This window comes from Sorangium sp. So ce185 (assembly GCF_051526825.1).
GTDB classification, from domain to species: Bacteria; Myxococcota_A; Polyangia; order Polyangiales; family Polyangiaceae; genus Sorangium; species Sorangium cellulosum_D.
In genome coordinates, this window is sequence record NZ_CP150316.1 from 5,244,428 (window position 1) to 5,259,538 (window position 15,111).

The 15,111-nt window shown below is 73.0% G+C and carries 11 protein-coding genes; 6 read left to right on the forward strand and 5 right to left on the reverse strand.

What is annotated here, in order from left to right; translation table 11 throughout:
* Positions 1 to 30 precede the first annotated feature (30 nt).
* Entirely contained in the window at positions 31 to 870 is an 840-nt protein-coding gene (locus WMF26_RS19280; RefSeq protein ID WP_438001508.1) for a cyclase family protein, read from the forward strand.
* 24 nt (positions 871 to 894) lie between these two features.
* On the opposite strand, the gene WMF26_RS19285 is transcribed toward WMF26_RS19280, so the two are convergent.
* On the reverse strand, positions 895 to 2,061 hold the full coding sequence (locus WMF26_RS19285) for a Kelch repeat-containing protein (RefSeq protein WP_438001509.1): 1,167 nt from the start codon (positions 2,059 to 2,061) through the stop codon (positions 895 to 897).
* Between the two features lie 485 nt (positions 2,062 to 2,546).
* Here WMF26_RS19285 and WMF26_RS19290 point away from each other — a divergent pair, with 485 nt between their 5' ends.
* On the forward strand, positions 2,547 to 3,860 hold the full coding sequence (locus WMF26_RS19290) for a glycoside hydrolase family 43 protein (RefSeq protein ID WP_438001510.1): 1,314 nt from the start codon (positions 2,547 to 2,549) through the stop codon (positions 3,858 to 3,860).
* A 159-nt stretch (positions 3,861 to 4,019) separates the two neighbouring features.
* A complete protein-coding gene (locus tag WMF26_RS19295; protein WP_438001511.1) occupies positions 4,020 to 4,346 on the forward strand; it encodes an antibiotic biosynthesis monooxygenase family protein in 327 nt (108 codons plus the stop codon).
* Between the two features lie 73 nt (positions 4,347 to 4,419).
* Here WMF26_RS19295 and WMF26_RS19300 read toward each other — a convergent pair whose 3' ends face one another.
* Positions 4,420 to 5,859 (reverse strand): PLP-dependent aminotransferase family protein, encoded by a 1,440-nt coding sequence (locus tag WMF26_RS19300; protein ID WP_438001512.1) that lies wholly within the window; start codon positions 5,857 to 5,859, stop codon positions 4,420 to 4,422.
* A 3-nt stretch (positions 5,860 to 5,862) separates the two neighbouring features.
* Entirely contained in the window at positions 5,863 to 6,450 is a 588-nt protein-coding gene (locus WMF26_RS19305; RefSeq protein WP_438001513.1) for a LysE family translocator, read from the reverse strand.
* 140 nt (positions 6,451 to 6,590) lie between these two features.
* Here WMF26_RS19305 and WMF26_RS19310 point away from each other — a divergent pair, with 140 nt between their 5' ends.
* The gene (locus WMF26_RS19310) at positions 6,591 to 7,325 is read left to right on the forward strand and encodes a hypothetical protein (RefSeq protein ID WP_438001514.1); all 735 of its coding nucleotides are present in this window, start codon (positions 6,591 to 6,593) and stop codon (positions 7,323 to 7,325) included.
* 23 nt (positions 7,326 to 7,348) lie between these two features.
* Here WMF26_RS19310 and WMF26_RS19315 read toward each other — a convergent pair whose 3' ends face one another.
* Positions 7,349 to 8,014, reverse strand: coding sequence for a hypothetical protein (locus WMF26_RS19315; protein ID WP_438001515.1), 666 nt, complete (start codon positions 8,012 to 8,014; stop codon positions 7,349 to 7,351).
* A 70-nt stretch (positions 8,015 to 8,084) separates the two neighbouring features.
* Complete coding sequence (locus WMF26_RS19320; protein ID WP_438001516.1) at positions 8,085 to 9,992, reverse strand: M6 family metalloprotease domain-containing protein; 1,908 nt, start codon at positions 9,990 to 9,992, stop codon at positions 8,085 to 8,087.
* Between the two features lie 204 nt (positions 9,993 to 10,196).
* Between WMF26_RS19320 and WMF26_RS19325 the strand changes: the two genes are divergently transcribed.
* Both WMF26_RS19325 and WMF26_RS19330 read left to right on the forward strand, forming a co-directional pair.
* Positions 10,197 to 11,711, forward strand: a complete 1,515-nt coding sequence (locus WMF26_RS19325) for a sigma 54-interacting transcriptional regulator (RefSeq protein WP_438001517.1) — start codon at positions 10,197 to 10,199, stop codon at positions 11,709 to 11,711.
* Positions 11,708 to 15,067, forward strand: coding sequence for a protein kinase domain-containing protein (locus WMF26_RS19330; protein WP_438001518.1), 3,360 nt, complete (start codon positions 11,708 to 11,710; stop codon positions 15,065 to 15,067). The genes WMF26_RS19325 and WMF26_RS19330 overlap by 4 nt, the downstream gene beginning before the upstream one ends.
* Positions 15,068 to 15,111: the final 44 nt, after the last annotated feature.

Below are 15,111 nucleotides of genomic sequence, written 5' to 3' on the forward strand. Positions count from 1 at the left end.
GGGCCTCCGGTCGGGATCCGGGAGGGAACCATGGCACGTGCGATGTTCTGTGCGCTCTTCACCGCAGTGACGCTCGCGCTCGCGATCGGGTGCGCCGCCGGGAACGAGGCCTCGACGCCCAAGGCGGCCGCGACCCAGGGCCGGCTGCGCCTGCCCGAGGGAGCGAGGTTCGTGGATCTCACGTACCCGTTCGACGACAGGACGATTTACTGGCCGACAGCCGCGACGGGCTTCGTGCTGAATCGGGTGCACCACGGCCCCACCGAGGCTGGATACTTCTACGCGTCGAACGACTTCTGCGCGCCGGAGCACGGCGGGACGCACCTGGACGCGCCCATCCATTTCGCGGAGGGCAAGAGCACCGCCGACGCCGTGCCGATCTCGCGCCTCGTCGCGCCGGCCGCCGTCGTGGACGTGTCGGCAGCCGCTGCGAAGGACGCCGATTACCGCGTGACGAGGGCCGACATCGAGGCCTTCGAGCGGGAACACGGCGCCATCGCGCCCGGGACCGTCGTGCTGATCCGCACCGGCTGGGGGAGCCGCTGGCCCGATCGGAAGCGCTACCTCGGCGACGACAGGCGCGGCGACGCGTCCAACCTGCACTTTCCCGGCATCGGCGAGGACGCCGCGCGCGCCCTCGTCGCGCGGAAGGTGGCCTCGGTCGGCATCGACACGGCGAGCATCGATCACGGGCCGTCGAGGGACTTCATCGCGCACCGGGTGCTCCTCGGCGCCGACATCCCCGCGTTCGAGAACGTCGCCTCGCTCGAGGCGCTGCCGGCGCGCGGCGCCCTCGTGTTCGCGCTGCCCATGAAGATCCGCGGCGGCTCGGGGGGACCGCTTCGGATCATCGCCCAGCTCCCGCGGTAGCGCCGGCGCTGGGGCGTGAACGCGTCAATGCCTCTTCTTGCAGCCCCCGTAGCGCTCCACGCTCGCGAGCGTCGGCGGGTTGACGAAGTACGTCGCGTCATACCCGCCCGTGACGAGCACCGACCCGTCCTGCAGCGTCGTCGCCGTGTGGAAGCCTCTCTGGATCGGCTCGTCGATCACCGTCCACGTGTTGTTGGCCTCCTTGTAGATCTCGGCTCCCTCGCTGCCGACCGCCATCACGCGGCCGTGATCCAGGGGCGCCACGGCGGACGCCCACGTGTGGCGGAAATTCGGCGGCGGGGTCGACGTCCACGTGTCGCTCGCGGGGTCGTAGATCTCGGCGGTCTCGCCGGCGTCGACGAGGACCACGATCTCCTCCTCGGTTCCGCCGTAGATCCTCCCGCCGCCGCCCACCACCAGCACGCGCCCGCTCGGCAGCAGCGTGGCCGTGTGCTGCATGCGGGGCAGGTTCGTCGGCGCCGCCGCCGTCCACGCGCCCGTGGCCGGATCGTAGATCTCCACGCTGGTGCGACCCTCGGGCATCTCGTTGCCGTTCAACGTGTAGCCGCCGACGACGAGCACGCGCCCGTCCTGGAGCAGCGTCGCCGTGTGCAGGTGGCGAGTCACCGACATCGACCCTGCGCTGGACCAGGTGTTCGCGGCAGGATCGTAGAGCACCGCCTCCTTGAGCACGCTGTCGTCGTCGCTGCCGCCCGTGCGCAGCAAAAGCCCGCTCGGCAGCGGGGTCAGCGCCGTCTGGGCGAACTCCCATCCGCGGGCCGCCTCGGCGGGCGTGAGGGGGACGCTCGTCGTCGCGCCCGTGCTCGGGTCGTAGACGAGCCCTCCCGGGCTGAAGAGCACCCTGCCGTCCTGCAGGAGCGCCGCACCCACGGGGGACATCGGGTAGGGCAGCGCGTCGCCGGTCGTCCACGTGTCCGTGGCAGGATTGTAGAAGTCGACCGTCGTGGGGTAGGGGTAGTCGCCGCTGCCCCCGGCGACCATCACCTGGCCGTCCGGCATGAGCAGCGCGATGTGCCGCTCTCGCGCCTGGGGCAGCGGCGCCACGGACGACCACTCCTCGTGGACGCCGACGTGGCGGCGGCACTTCTTCTTCGCGTGCTCCGCGTGGTGGCCGGCCTTCGGCGCCGCGCGCGCCTCGAGCGCCGCCTCGTCGAACGCATCATCCGCCACGGCCGCCGGCTCCGCCTCAGGGCCGCACCCGGCGGTAGCGAGCGCGGCGAGGGAAAGGCAGGCGACCAGACCACGATGACGTCGACCGGTGGTAGACATGGTAGGACCTCGTCAGGAGTTGGGGGAGGGTGATGCCGTCCCGTGCGGGGACCGCCACGAGCGCAACCGACGATCCTACCAGACGGCCGCGCGGGGGAGCACCTATCATCCAGGACACCACCGGAGCCTCCCGTGCCCGAGGCGCTCCCTTCCGTGCTCCCGGAGGAGCTCGAGACGAGCTCTCCTGGGACAGCTCACGCGGACGCCGTGGCCGGCCGCCGCTGCGCACCCGTCGCGGTCGAGAGCCCCGCGAGGGTCATTTTGCTTTGACATCGGTTATGTTAACGTTAACAATAGGGTCTCCGGCTCGGATCCTTGCTCATTCAGGGGCCTGATCCCGCTTTGGGCGGCGAAACCTCGCAGATCCCCGGCCGGCTAGGTCCATCATGAAGAGGCGACAACTCCATTTCTTAGGAGCGCAGTCTCTGGCGCTCGTCATCGCTGGGCTCTGGCTCACGGCTTGCGACTCGTCGGGCCAAGCGTCGAGCGGCGCCGGAGGCGCCGGTGGACAGGCCGAAGCCGCCGGTGGACAGGCAGGAACTGGCACCACCGCGACCGGCAGCACCAGCAGCGTCGCCACGACCGGCAGCTCCGCCACGACCGGCGGCACCGGCGGCGGCACGGGCGGGACGATCGATCCCGGGGAGGGCGGCGGCGGGACCGGCGGCACCGGCGGCGCGGACGACGCGCCACCCCCGACGGAGTTCGACAATCCCATCATCAAGTACGACGCGCCAGATCCGACGAGCGGTCCTGGAGACCCCATTTTTACCGCGGATGCCGCCGCGATGGTCTGGAACAACAAGGTCTACCTGTATACTGGCCATGACGAGCAGGCCGAGGGGGCGAGCGGTTATCGCATGTTCGACTACCGGCTCTGGACCTCGTCCGACATGATCCGCTGGGAGAACAAGGGCGCGGTGATGCGCTACGATGTGTTCTCCTGGGCTCGCGGCGGCGAGTCGACGGGCAACGCCAACGCGGGGCAGGTGGTCCATCGCGACGACAAGGACGGCAACCCGAAGTTCTATTTCTACGCGCCGGTGGAGGGTGGCCAGTCCGGCTACGGGATCTCGATCGGCGTCGCGGTCGCGGACAAGCCGGAAGGACCGTTCAAGGACGCACGTGGCGTCCCGCTCATCTTCTTGGCCGACACCCAGGGCACGGCAGAGCATTCGTGGCGCAACCTCGACCCGACGGTCCTCGTCGACGACGACGGCCGGGTCTACATGTACTGGGGAAATAAAGTCCTGTACTGGGTCGAGCTCGAGCAGGATATGATCCACCTGAAGGGGGAGACCTACACCACCGACGGCAGCGGAAAGATGCAGAACCGCAGCCTCGGCAGCGCCCAGATCCATGTGCTCAAGGACATCCCCAGCTACACCGAGGCGCCGTTCCTCTCCAAGCACGGCAGCCTCTATTACTTGACGTACGCTTCCGGGTTCCCGGAGACCATCTCCTACGCCACCAGCACATCGCCGGAAGGGCCGTGGCAACATCGGGGCGTCATCCTGGACCGGGTGCCGAACAGCGACACCATTCACCAGTCGCTCTTCGACTTCAAGGGCGCCAGCTACCTCACGTACCACAACGCCGGGCTGCCGACCGGCGGCAGCTACCGGCGATCGACATGCGTGGATCGCGCCTACTTCAACGACGACGGTACCCTCAAGAAGATCGTCCCGACGCACAAGTGATCGGTCGCGAGCGCGTCGCGTCGCATCGGGCGTTCCGGTTGTCCTCGAGGGGGCGTCTGCTGCGGCGCGCTTGACAGGAGCGAGAGCTCTGGCGTTTCGTACGCCCCGCAGCGCGGGGCATGGATCGTGTACCCCGGGCGCGCTGCTGCAGGAGGTCGCATGATTCGACGGATCTGGCACGGCTGGACAACCCCCGAGAACGCAGACGCGTACGAAGCCCTGCTCAAGACGGAGATCTTCCCGGGGATCCTGGCGAAGCAGGTGAGAGGCTTCCGCCGCATCGAGCTGCTCCGGCGCCCGCTCGGAGACGAGGTCGAGTTCGTCACCATCATGGGGTTCGACTCGATCGAGGACGTGAAGGCGTTCGCCGGCGAGGACTACGAGACCGCGTACGTGCCGGCGAAGGCGCGCCAGGTCCTCGCCCGCTTCGACGCCCGATCGCAGCACTACGAGGTCCGCGAGACGCGCGTGAGCGAGGACCCGTAGGCCAGCGCCACCCACGCCGGCGACGCGCGACCCGTCCCAGCAGGCGTGACGCCGGCGGCCACCCGCCGGCCCGCTACGCCACCACCCCGGCCCTCTCCATCGCCCCCCGCGCGCTCGCCACCGCCGCGAACCGCTGCGCCAGGTACTCCGCCACCCGCGCGTGCTGGCTGAACACCGCGTTGAACCGGAGGTGCGGATCGCCCGCCCCGTCCGCCATGAACGTCGCCCCGCGCGCCAGCAGGATCTTGTTGAGATAAGCGTCCTTCACGAGCTCGTCGACGTCCACGCCGCGCGGCACCGCGCCCCAGAGGAACAGCCCGCCCTCGCCCGGATGGTCGAGCAGCACGCCGGCGTCGCGCAGCCGGCGCGCCGCCGCGTTCCGCGCCGCGCCGAGCTTCTGCTGCAGCCGGTCGATGTGCTTGCGCCACCTGCCGGCCGACAGCACCTCCAGCAGCACGAGCTCGTTCAGCGCGCCGGTCGTCAGCACCGAGTAGATCTTCTCGCGCAGGAGCGGCTTCAGCCGCCCCGGCTCGGCCGCGATGTAGCCCAGGCGCAGCGCCGGGCTCAGCGCCTTGCAGAAGCTCGAATAATAGACGACCCCGTCCAGCCCCGAGAGCTGCGCCAGCCGCGTCGGGTGCCCGGGGTGGAAGTGACCGTGCACGTCGTCCTCGGCGATGAGCACGCCGTGCTGATGCGCGATCAGCAGCGCGCGGTGCAGGTTGGCGGCGCTCGAGCCCCAGCCGGTCGGGTTGTGCAGCACGCTCTGCAGGAACATCAGCTTGGGCCGGTGCTCGCGGCACGCGGCCTCCAGCGCCCCGAGATCCACGCCGTCGGGCCTCCGCGCGACCGGCACGATGCGGTAGCCCGCCTGCCGCAGGCGGCCGAATATCAGGAAATAGCCGGGGTTTTCCACGAGCACCGCGTCGCCCGGCTGGAGGGTGCTCCGGCAGATCAGGTCGATGGCGTGCGTGCCGCCCCACGTGGTGAGCACGCGGCCCGCGTCGGCCGGGATGCCCTGCGCGCGCAGCAGCGTCGCGATCCGCTCGCGCAGCGCGGGCAGCCCCTGCGGCGGGCAGCGCGCCGCCATGCCGGCGTCGCTCCGGGCGAGCGCGCGCTGGAGCACCGTCGCGGGGATGGCGTCGCTCAGCCAGCTCGCCGGGAGGGCGCCGCTGCTCGCCAGCAGCACGCCGGCGCGCTGGTCGTTCGACTGCTGCGCCAGCCACACCGGCTCCTGCTCGTCCCCGGCCTCGAGCCACGCCTCGCTCGGCATCGGCGACGCCGCCTCGCACACGAAGTAGCCGGACGTCCCGCGCGACTCGACGAGCCCGGCCGCCGCCAGCCGATCGTAGGCGGCGACCACGGTGTTGGGGCTCACGCCCAGCTGACCGGACAGCTGGCGGATCGACGTCAGCCGCGCGCCGGGCGGCAGCCGCGCGCCCTCGATCAGCGCGCGCAGCCGCGCTTCGATCTGGTCGGCGAGGGGAACGGCGGAGTCGCGGTCGAGCGAGAACATGGGTCAGCGCAGGAACAGGAGCGCCAGCACCGCCAGCGCGCCGGCCATGATGCCATTGAACACCCGCTGCCGTCGCGGATCGGTCAGAAATCGCCGGAGCGCCACGCCGAACAGCGCCCACGCCGAGATGCACGGGAAGATGACGACGAGGCCGACGGCGGACACGAGCAGCGCGCCGCTCGCCGCGCCCATGCCCGCCGGCATGAACACCGAGGCCAACGTGATCGCCTTGACCCAGCTCTTCGGGTTGACGGCCTGGAACAGCGCCCCCTGCGCGAACGACAGCGGCCGCGGCACATCGGCGCCCTTGAGCGCGGCGCCGCCGGTCAGCCGCCACGCCAGCACGAGCAGGTACAGCGCGCCGGTCACGCGCAGCGCGCCGTGGAGCGCCGGGTACGCGGTGAACAGCGCGCCCAGGCCGAGGCACGTGACGAAGGTCTGGACCGCGCCGCCCACGCTGATGCCCAGCACATGCGGCAGCGTCCCGCGGTAGCCGAAGTTGGCGCCCGAGGCGGTGAGCATCATGTTGTTCGGCCCGGGGGTGCTGGACATCACGAAGCAATAGGTCGCAAGGGGCACGAGCTCGGTCATGGGGGGAAGCTCCGGTCGGGGATGGGCCAGAGCGTAAGGAGGCGGCGCTCGCCGGTGAAGGCACAGGGGGCGCGCCGCCTGAAAGCACTGTGTCAGTCGCGCGGCTGGTACAGTTCGGAGGCCGTGAGCGTGGAGGAGACATGACGGACGAATCGGCGGACCGCGCGGCCGAGAAGGAGGCGTTCTTCCGGCCGGAGAACGAGGAAGAGGGCTCGCGCGAGGAGAGCGCGAGCCCCACGGGGAAGTACAGGCTCGTGGTCTCGAGCTACTCGACCGGACACGGCACCTGGAACTACACCCAGGGCGAGGTCTACAGGACAGGCGCTGCGGACCCGATCGCCGTCGTGCAGCGGAACTTCGGGTCGTTCCCGTTCCTCTTCGTCGAGGCGCATCCGAACGGCCACGACTACCTGGTGTGCGGCGAGGACTACCAGGGCCAGACGGTGGTGGAGCTCGACACCGGGGAGCGCCGCGACCACCTGCCGGAGGAGGCGAGGGAAGGGGTCGGCTTCTGCTGGGTGGACATGCGCTTCGAGCCGTCGGTCGCGATGCTCGTCGTCGAAGGGTGCATCTGGGCGTGCCCGTACGAGCTGCGGTTCTTCGACTTCGCGGACCCGATGTCAGGGTGGCCCGAGATCGAGGCGCCCGTGATGATCGACGCCGATCGGCGCCCGCCGACGGTCGACGCCGACGGGGCGATCGTCTGCTACCGGTCGGCGCCCGACGGCGCGGCCGGAGGCGGCGAGGTGGAGGCGCCGATCGCCGCGATCCTCACCTTCCGGCGCGATCGCCTGAAGCTCGTCCTGGAGAGCGAGTGGATCTCCGAGGAGGAGCAGGTGAGGCGCAAGGCCGAGGAGGAAGGGCGGAAGCGATAAGTGCGGGCCGACGGTCCAGAGGTCTACGCGGCGACGTATCGCCGCTGCAACACACGGCGCTCCTCCTCCGTCGACGCCGCGATGAGCGCGATATAGGGCTCGAAGGCGAGGGGCATGGGGAGATCGAAGAGCAGGTGCTTCTCGGGATCGACGCTCTTCCCCGCGCCATGGCAGAGGAACAGGCGCTCCTGGAGGAGCGGGAAGACGGCGATGGAGGTGAGCTCGTGCCTCTCGATCGTCTCGATGTCGGCGACGGACGGCTCGAGGATCTCGTCGAACACGCCGCTCGGATGCTTGAACGGACCTCCGGCGTGACGGTTCACGTCCTCGCGCACGAGCGCCCCGCCGCGACCGATCGTGATGAACGAGCGCTCGTGAGGCGTGCCCTCCCAGACCGTCACCCGCCGGCTCGTCGCGTCGGGGTGGATCCACACGGTCGGGAGGTCGACGTTCAACGGCGCCACGCCCTTGACCCGGCCGATGGTGCTCGACCCGAGGAACTGCCGGGTGACGGCCGTGCAGAAGAGGACGTCCGTCGGAGCGAGCCGTGTCCCCTGCCAGTCGCGATCCCGGCGGAAGTGACGGAAGAAGAGGAGGTAGGGAGACCTGCACATCTGCACGAGGACGAAGAGCCCCCTGCGGGTCTCGACGTCGATCACGTTGCCTTCGCCCCAGGTGACGCGCCCCATCGCGACTGCGACTCTACCCGTTCAATCTCGCTCCGGCGAGGCGATCGTCTCCACAAGGAGGTCGCCCCGCTCAGTCGCAGCCCCCGACGCTCCACATGCCCGGCGCCTCCACGTGGAGCGTGACGACCTCGCTCTTGTCGAGCCCGAGCGCCTCGTGCGCGCCCGTGGTGCGGTATCCGAGGAAGATCTGCTCGTCCCCGAAGTCCACGATCTGCTTCTGCGCGCGGCCGTGGATCTCGTGCTCCGCCACCGAGGCGGTGATCGCGTTGCAGGCGAAGGGCACGTAGCTCACGTGCGCGAGCATGATCGGCCCCGCGGCGTTGAAGCCCGTGATCGAGAGGCCGGTGAACTGCCCGTCCGCGTCGTCGCTGCTCGGATCGGTGAGCGGCGTGAAGGTCCGGCCGCCCTCCGCGTTGTAAAGGTTGGCGAGGGAGCTCGGCGAGCTCGGGTTGCTCGCCATGAAGGCGACCTTCCCGGCGCGCGCCTTCCTGGCCTCGTCGATGCGGTAGATGCCCACGCCGCCAGAGACGTCCTCGAAGTCGAACCAGCGCTGCAGGCCTCGGTCGTACCCCTCGTTCTGCCGGTTCTCGACAAGGAAGTACTGGTCCGGATCCGAGGTCTCGATCTTGTAGATCGTCGGAGCCACGCTCTGCCCGAAGAGCTCCGCGCCGGCCGACTGGACGATGGGAATGTCGTGCGCCGGGGCCCCGGGCTCGATCACGGTCGGCGCGAGGAATCCCGCCTTGAGCCGGCTCCAGGCGCCCATCGCCACGGGCACCGAGCCGGCGGGCGCCCCGTCCGTGCTCCCCCAGCTCCCGCTCGCCATCACGCACCACGCGCCGACCGGGGTCGGGCCCTTGTAGAGATCCGGCAGGCCGATCGCCGCGTGCCCGAGCTCGTGGACGATGACGCCCACGGTGGCCGGCATCGTGGTGGGCACGCCGCGGATCTTGTGGACCTGCCGCTCGCCGATCGCGGCGTAGCCGGGGAGGACCTTCCCGTCGAGCGTGATCGGCGCTTCAAAGTCCTTCGCGTGAGCCCACACGGACGGCGTCTTGCTGCCGTTCGAGGTCTCGTAGCCGGCCACGACGAAGAGCACGTTGAGCTCGTCGCCGCGGACCTTGCCGTCGGCGTTGACGTCGTACGAGGCGAAGTCGACGAACGGGTTCGCCATCACCAGCGCCTCCTTCAGGTAGGGCTCGAGGAGCGCGAAGTCCTTCTTGCTGTTCGGGTGCGCGAACGGGAGCTTGACCCGGACGATGCCGTCGTTCGCCGTGCCCTGCGTCTCCCGCGCGCGGGTGAACGAGAACTTCCCGCGCGACATGTCGGCGTAATAGTGGTTCACCGAGCCCGGGAGGCTCCCGTACAGGGTCTGCTTCCAGTGCGCGATGTCGGTCTCGAAGTTGCCGGTGAACGCGCCCGGCAGGGCGATCCCGCCCCCCTGGGTGAACTCCAGCTGGATGGTGAGCAGCGGGCGCCGGATCGCGGAGGTCGCGGCCAGCCCCGCCGCGCGCGGGAGCGCGCCCGCGGCGCGCGGGATCGCCGCCTCCCAGAGGGCGTCGAGCTCCTCGGCGTCGATGCGCGGGAGCAACGCCGGATCCACGGCGCCGCCCTGCGCGCGGAGATCGCGGACCAGCACCCCGGAGGGGACGAGCGCGACGGCGCCGCTCCTGGTCGAGCCGAGCTCGGCGACCTCGTAGTCGCCCGAGAGGTCGTTGAGCACGACGACGGTGCCGTCCGCCATCCGCAGGTAGTCGAAGTGCTCGTCGCCGATCACCTCGGCGCGGAAGGTCGCGCCGGTCGCGTCGAGCGGGATCTCGCGCAGCCCGGGCTCGGCGCTCACCGCGGCCGCCGGGCGGCTCATCGAGACCGCGCTCGCCAGCACCGCGAGCCCGACGAGCCCGAGCCTCGCCCCGCCCCGCGCGCCGATGATCCCCTGGTGCTCCACCTTGCCCGCGCCGCTGTACCGAGACGTCATGTCCGCATCCTCCTCAATCCGCGTTTCGCCGCGTTCGATGAGGGCGCATCGCAACCGACGTGCCGCGCTGACGGGCGGCGCGGATCGCCGCGTTTTCAGGCCGATCCGCGCATCGCGGGCGAGCGCCGCGCCCCGCGCCGGAACGCCGCCGGAACGCCGCCGGAACAGCTGTCACGCGTGCGCGACGGCGGCTGTCGCGGCGGCATGACAGCGGTCCTCCCGGCGCGCCGGCGTGGCCCCGCGGGCGCCGGCGCGGCCCCGCGGGCGCGCTGGTTCCTGATTGACGCGGCCCCCCTCGAGGGCACCATGGCGATCATGGGCGACGATCCCGGCGCGACCTGCACGCTCACGAGCTTCGATCAGGGGCGCTCCCTCCGGCTCCCGGCGCTCTCCGTGACGGTCGCCCTCCCGGACCGGCGCACGCTCACCGCGCCGCTCGATCTGCGCCCCATCGTCGTGGGGGCGGGCGCCGACTGCGATCTGGTGCTCGCCGATCCGCGCGCCTCGCGCAGGCACTGCGAGATCCGGTTGACCGAGCAGGGCGTGCTCCTGCGCGACCTGGGCAGCAAGAACGGCACGCTGATCCGCGACGTCCGCATCCGCGAGGCGTTCCTCCCGCCCGGCGTCCCCGCCACGGTCGGCGGCTCCGAGATCGTCGTCGGCCCCGCGGGCCCCGCGGCGGTCCTGCCGCTGTCGGCCGCGGACGCGTTCGGCGAGGCCGCGGGGCGGAGCCTCCCGATGCGCGCCCTGTTCGCCCGCCTGGAGCGCGCGGCCCCGACCGACGAGACGCTGCTCCTGCTCGGCGAGTCGGGCACCGGCAAGGAGGTGCTGGCGCGGGCGATCCACGCGCGGAGCCGCCGCAAGGACGGCCCCTTCGTGGTCGTGGACTGCGGCGCCATCGCCCCGAACCTGGTGGAGAGCGAGCTCTTCGGCCACGCCCGGGGCGCGTTCACGGGCGCCGCGGCGGCGAGGCCGGGCCTGCTCGAGCAGGCGAGCGGGGGCACGCTCTTCATCGACGAGATCGGCGAGCTCCCGCTCGACCTCCAGCCGAAGCTGCTCCGCGCCATCGAGGGGCGGCAGATCCGGCGCCTCGGGTCGAACGAGTGGGTCCCGTTCGACGCGCGCATCGTGGCGGCCACCCACCGGAACCTGCGCGCGAAGGCCCAGGAGGGCTCGTTCCGGGCCGATCTCTACTTCCGGCTCTCGGTGGTCGAGGTCCACGTCCCCGCGCTCCGGGAGCGCAAGGACGACCTCCCGCTCCTCGTCGAGCGCTTCCTCGCGGCGCGGGACCCGCCGCGCGCGCTCGCGGACCTGCCACCGGGCGCGCTCGCGCTGCTGGACGCCTACGACTGGCCGGGGAACGTGCGCGAGCTCCGGAACACCGTGGCGCGGCTCGTCCTCTTCCCCGAGCTGCTGCACGAGATCGTCGGCGCCGCGCCGCCGGCGCCGCAGGGGCTCGATCCATCCGGCGCGGCTTCCTCCGGCGGTGCGCCCTCCGGCGAGGCGCCCGCGGGGCCCGGGGACGCCCGCCTCCGCAGGCTCCTCGAGCTGCCGCTGCCCGAGGCGCGGGAGGTCGTGCTGGAGGAGCTGGAGCGCGCCTACGTCACCGAGAAGCTCCGCCAGCACGGGGGCAACATCTCGCACGCGGCCGACGCGATGGGCGTCTCCCGCCAGCTCGTCCACCGGCTGATCCAGCGCCACGGCCTCCGCGCCCGATGATCCGGTCCACGGACGCCGACGACCCCCGCATCGCGACCCCGCCGTGGCCGCGGCGCGGGCGCGACGACGCGACCCTCACCGGCCCGGCCCCGCCCGCCGCGCCGGGCGTCCTGCCCGACGGCGCGCCCGGCGCACCCGAGGCCGCGCCCGCGGCGCCCGAGCCCACCCCCGACCTCGGCCTCGGCGAGGAGAGCCGCCGCCCGAGCGCCGCGCCGGAGGCGCCCTCGCCGATCCCGCCCTCGCTCCACGCCCGCTTCGAGGACTTCCACCTCCTCGGCCGGGGCGGCATGGGCGTCGTCTACCGGGCCCGGGATCTCCGGCTCGGCCGGCGCGTGGCCATCAAGCTCCTCGCCGCGGGCGCGCAGGTCGACGGGAGCTTCCTGCGCGAGGCGCGCTCCCAGGCGCGGCTCCGCCACGAGAACGTCTGCGAGGTCCACGAGGCCGGCGTCGCCGATCACGTGCCCTTCCTCGTGATGCGCTACATCGACGGCCGGTCGCTCCAGGAGGCGCGCGGCGACCTGACCCTCGAGGAGAAGGTGCGCGCCGTCCGGGCCGTCGCCGCGGCGCTCCACGAGGCGCACCGGCTCGGCCTCGTGCACCGCGACGTGAAGCCGAGCAACGTCATGCTCGAGCGCGGCGAGGACGGGGCCTACCGCCCGTACCTCATGGACTTCGGCATCGCGCGCGAGGCCGGGGAGAGCGGGCCCACGCTCACCGGCGCCCTCCTCGGGACCCCCGCGTACATGGCGCCCGAGCAGGCGGCGGGGCGGGTGCGCGCCCTCGACCGGCGGACCGACGTCTACGGCCTCGGCGCGACCCTCTACGCGCTGCTCGCCGGCCGGCCGCCGTTCGTGGGGGGCGCGGTGATGGACGTGCTCCGCCAGGTGCTCGAGGACGACGCGCCGCCGCTCCGGACCCTGGACCGCGACATTCCTCAAGATCTCGAGGCGGTGGTGATGCGCTGCCTCGAGAAGGAGCCCGGCGCCCGCTACGAGTCGGCGCGGGCGCTCGGGGAGGACCTGCAGCGCTTCCTGGACGGCGATCCCGTGCTCGCGCGCCGCGCGTCCCTCGGCCGCCGCCTCGCCCGGCAGGCGCGGCGGCACCGGGCGGCGGTCGCGGGCGCGGCCGCGCTGGTCGTCGCGGCGCTGATCGTCGCCGGCGTCTTCGTGCGGGGCCGCCGCGCCGCCGCGGAGCAGGCCACGCTCGCGCGCGAGCTCGGCGAGACCGTGAAGGAGATGGAGCTCTTCCTCCGCGGCGCGCACGGCATGCCGCTCCACGACGTCGAGCGCGAGCGCGACGTGGTCCGCGCCCGGCTCCGGGCCGTGGAGGCCCGCATGGCGCAGGCGGGCGAGGCCGGCCGCGGCCCCGGGGAGTACGCGCTCGGCCGCGGCCTGCTCGCGCTCCAGGAGCCGGCCGCCGCCCTCGAGCACCTCCGCGCGGCGGAGCGGGCCGGGTACCGGTCGCCGGGGCTCGACTACGCCGCCGGGGCGGCGCTCTCCGAGCTCTACCGCCGCGGCCTGGAGGAGACCCGCCGCATCCGCGACCCGGCGCAGCGCGAGGCGCGGATCGCGGCGCTCGAGGCCGAGCTCAAGGCGCCGGCCGTCGCGCACCTCCGCGCGGCGCTCGGCGGCGCCGTCGCGGCCCTCGAGGCGCCCGCGTACGCCGAGGGGCTGCTCGCGCTCGCCGAGGGGCGGCACGAGGCGGCGCTGGAGAAGGCCCGGGAGGCGTTCGCGGGGGCGCCGTGGCTCCACGAGGCGAAGAAGCTGGAGGGCGACGTGCTCTTCGCGATCGGGAGCCGTTACCGCCACGACGCCGCCACCTTCGATTTCGAGAAGATGAAGGGCCCGTTCGATGGCGCCGCCGAGGCGTACCGGATCGCCGCGGATCACGGCCGCTCCGACCCTTCGGTCCACGCCGCCGAGTGCGAGCTCTGGGCCCAGACCATGCGCTCCGCCGGCATGCACGGCGACTCGATGCGCCCGAGCTTCGAGCGGGCGCGGGAGGCGTGCGGGCGCGCGATCGCCGCGAGCCCCCGCAGCCCCGAGGCGTACGCGGCGCTGGCCCGGGTCCACAGCGCCTTCGCGTGGTGGATCGCGGTCGGGACGCAGCTCCGCGAGGACGCGGAGCCGGCGCTCGTCGAGGCGAGCGCGCGCGCCGAGGAGGCGCTCCGGCGGAGCCCGGACGACGCCATGGCGCGGTACGTGGTCGCCAGCGTGTCCCGGGCGCGGGCGTACCGCGCGAACCTCACCGCCCGCGAGCAGGGCGAGGCCCTCGAGCGCGCCATCCAGGGCTACGAGGCCGCGCTCGAGCGCGAGCCCGATTTCGCCTGGGCGCTCAACGAGCTCTGCGCCGTCCTCGCCGAGCGCGGCCGCTATCTGTCCCTGCGCGGCCAGGATCCGGGGAGCTCCTTCGAGCGCGCCAGGGTCCGCTGCGACCACGCCCTCGCGCTCGATCCGGGCTTCGGCCACGCGCGCACCTCGCGGCTCATCCTCGGCGTCCACGAGGTGGAGCACCTCGTCCGCGCGGGCCGCTCGCCCGACGAGGCGGTCCAGCGGGCGCGCGGGATCATCGACGGGATCCAGCGAACGGACCCGTCCTGGAAGTGGGCCCCGTACTGGCGGGTCTGGCTGGACCACGCGCTCGCGCAGCACGCGCTCGACGCCGGCGCCGACGCCGGCCCGGCGCTCGCGCGCATCGAGGCGGGCGCGCGGGAGATGGCGCCGGGCGCGGTCGCGTTCCCGGCGTCGCTCCGGGCGATGCTGGCGATCCTCGAGGCGCGCGTCCGGACGGCGCGCGGCGAGGATCCGGAGCCCTCGATCCGGGTCGCGCGCGAGGTGCTCGATCGCACCATCGCCGAGGCGCCCTGGGACGTGTGGGAGCGGGTGAAGCGCGCCGAGGCGGAGCTCGTCGGCTTCCAGGGGAGCGCGGCGCGGGGTCGCCCGGACGCGGCGCGGCTCGACGCGGCGCTCGCGCCGCTCGGCCCGGTGCTCGAGGAGCCCCGCGCCGACCCGCGGCTCTACGCGCTGCTGGCCGAGATCTACGAGGCCCGCGCCGCCGTCCGGGCGGACCGCCGGGAGGACGCCGCCGCCGACGTCGCCGAGGGGCTGCGGCACGCGGAGGCGGCGCTCGGGATGAACCCGCGGTCCGACCGGGCGCTCGTGGCCCAGGGCAAGCTCTGGCTGCTGCGCGCCGCGGCGGCCCCCGACCCGGCGGCCCGGCGGGAGGCCGCCCGGCGCGGGGCCGCGGCCCTCGAGGCGGCGATCCTGGCGAACCCGCTGCGCGCCCGGACCGTGGGCGCGCGGCTCGATGAGGCGCGGCGGCTCGCGGGGGAGGCGCCCGCCGCGGCCGCGCCCTGAGCGCGCCCGCGGGTCTTCGGGCTCACCGCGGCGCGGAGCCCCGG

What these genes read in the sequence shown, in the direction of transcription:
- WMF26_RS19315 (WP_438001515.1), bottom strand. Translation starts at nt 8,014, where the DNA reads ATGGGGCGCGTCACCTGGGGCGAAGGCAACGTGATCGACGTCGAGACC.
- WMF26_RS19310 (WP_438001514.1), top strand. Translation starts at nt 6,591, where the DNA reads ATGACGGACGAATCGGCGGACCGCGCGGCCGAGAAGGAGGCGTTCTTC.
- WMF26_RS19320 (WP_438001516.1), bottom strand. Translation starts at nt 9,992, where the DNA reads ATGACGTCTCGGTACAGCGGCGCGGGCAAGGTGGAGCACCAGGGGATC.
- WMF26_RS19330 (WP_438001518.1), top strand. Translation starts at nt 11,708, where the DNA reads ATGATCCGGTCCACGGACGCCGACGACCCCCGCATCGCGACCCCGCCG.
- WMF26_RS19280 (WP_438001508.1), top strand. Translation starts at nt 31, where the DNA reads ATGGCACGTGCGATGTTCTGTGCGCTCTTCACCGCAGTGACGCTCGCG.
- WMF26_RS19295 (WP_438001511.1), top strand. Translation starts at nt 4,020, where the DNA reads ATGATTCGACGGATCTGGCACGGCTGGACAACCCCCGAGAACGCAGAC.
- WMF26_RS19290 (WP_438001510.1), top strand. Translation starts at nt 2,547, where the DNA reads ATGAAGAGGCGACAACTCCATTTCTTAGGAGCGCAGTCTCTGGCGCTC.
- WMF26_RS19325 (WP_438001517.1), top strand. Translation starts at nt 10,197, where the DNA reads ATGACAGCGGTCCTCCCGGCGCGCCGGCGTGGCCCCGCGGGCGCCGGC.
- WMF26_RS19300 (WP_438001512.1), bottom strand. Translation starts at nt 5,859, where the DNA reads ATGTTCTCGCTCGACCGCGACTCCGCCGTTCCCCTCGCCGACCAGATC.
- WMF26_RS19305 (WP_438001513.1), bottom strand. Translation starts at nt 6,450, where the DNA reads ATGACCGAGCTCGTGCCCCTTGCGACCTATTGCTTCGTGATGTCCAGC.